1 protein-coding gene and 1 pseudogene are annotated in these 1,813 nt (G+C 73.3%); both read right to left on the bottom strand.

From position 1 onward, the window contains the following. Positions 1–117 precede the first annotated feature (117 nt). The gene (locus AB0I76_RS29160; protein ID WP_357042143.1) at positions 118–1,323 is read right to left on the bottom strand and encodes an AI-2E family transporter; all 1,206 of its coding nucleotides are present in this window, start codon (positions 1,321–1,323) and stop codon (positions 118–120) included. A 39-nt stretch (positions 1,324–1,362) separates the two neighbouring features. Next, positions 1,363–1,813, bottom strand: a pseudogene (locus AB0I76_RS29165) (hypothetical protein); the annotation flags it as partial.

Here is a 1,813-nt window from a genome sequence, read left to right on the forward strand (position 1 = left end):
AGACCGGCGACGTCAGCGCGTACGCGGACCGCACGGTCGCCTCCTTCGCCGACCGCCCGGTGCCGGGCCCGCCCGCCGGCGGCTGACCTCCCGTGGGCCGGTGCGGCCGGCCCTCGCTCACCGGGTGTCCTGCCGGGGCAGGACCACCTCGCGCAGGACGAGCTGGATGGCGGCGACCGTCGGGATGGCGATCAGCGCGCCGACGACGCCGATCAGCGACGCGCCCAGCAGCGCGGCGACCAGGGCGGCCACCTCGTTCACCTGGACCGACCGGCGCATGACCTTCGGGTAGATCAGGTAGTTCTCCACCTGCTGGTAGATCAGGAAGAACACCGCGCAGGCGATGCCGACCGGCAGGTCCGTGGCGAAGCCGACCAGGCTCACGATCACCGCGCCGAGGGTGGCCCCGATCTGCGGGATCAGATCGGTCACGGCGACGACCACGGCCAGGGCGAACGGGTACGGCAGGCCGACGACCAGCGCGAACACGAAGGTGGTCGTCCCGGCCAGCAGGGCGATGGTGAGCGCGCCGACCATGTACGCGCCGACCTTGGCGAGGATCGCGTCCCCGATGAGCCGGACGCGCTCCCGCCGGGAGGCGGGCACCAGCGCGTACCCCAGGTCCCGCAGCCGGTCGAAGTACACCAGGAAGTAGATGGTGAGCACGAGGACGGTCAGCGCCCGGAAGACCGTGCCGAAGACGAGCTGGGCGCCACCGAGCACACCGCCCAGCGCCCGTCCGAGGTTGTCCGTGTTCGCCGCGTTCCGCACCCGCTCCACCAGGCCGTACCGTTCGACGAGGTCGTTGACCGTGTCGTTGCGGCGCAGGGACTCGACGTAGCTGGGCAACTGGTCGACGAACTCCCCGGTCTGGGTGACGACCGGCGGCACCAGCGCGACCAGACCGCCGCAGAGCAACAGCACCACGGCCAGCGCGACGACCGCGACCGCGAGGCCGTGGGAGAGACCCAGCACCCGCAGGCGCACCACCGCCGGGTACAGGCCCACTGCCAGGAAGAGCGCGATGACCACCAGGATCAGGATGCCGGCGGCGTTGCGGAGACCCAGGAAGACGGCGTACGCGAGCAGCACGCCCAGCCCGCCGGTGAACCCGACCAGGAAACTGCTGCGTCGCAGGGGACGCCCCGGCACACCGAACCGTCCGGTGGCGCCACCCGCGGCCGGCTCCCCGGTGCCGACCTCGTCGGTCGGGGCGGCCTGCCGCCGTGGGTGCGGGTCGTCCGGACCGTCGCGGTCCCGGCCGCCGGCGATCCGGGCGGGCTCGTCCTCGGGGTCGGGCGATGCCGGTCCGCCGTGTGCCACCGGTCCCTCCCCACGGGTCACGCTCCGGGTTGAGCCCGGTCAGTCCTTGTCCACCGCGACCTTGCTGGGCTTGGCGCCGCGCTCGTCGGTGGTGGGCTTGGCGGGCCGGTTGCCGTTCTCCCCGGTGCCGGCGCCGCCACCGTCGAGGGTGGTCACCGTCGTGATCGTCGCTTTCTGCTGACCCTCGTCGGCCGGCTGGACCTCCGCCGACCCTGCCTTTCCGGTGTCCCCGGACCCGGCCGTCGCGGACCCGGACTTCCCCGTGTCCCTGGACCCGGTCTTCGCGCCGTTGCCGTCCGCCGCGGACGCGCCCACCTTCGCCGTTGTCACCGGTACACCGGGGAGGACCCCCGTGCCGTCCGTGCCCGAGGAGCGCCTCCCGTCGCCGGTCAGTTCCAGCCGCACCTCCGCCACCTGCCGCTGGAGCTCGTCGGACTCCTGGCGCGACTTCCAGGTCTCCTGACGCAGGTCGGCGAGCTCCTGCTGGGCC

The sequence above is a fragment of the Micromonospora sp. NPDC049799 genome, assembly GCF_040656655.1.
Lineage (GTDB): Bacteria > Actinomycetota > Actinomycetes > Mycobacteriales > Micromonosporaceae > Micromonospora.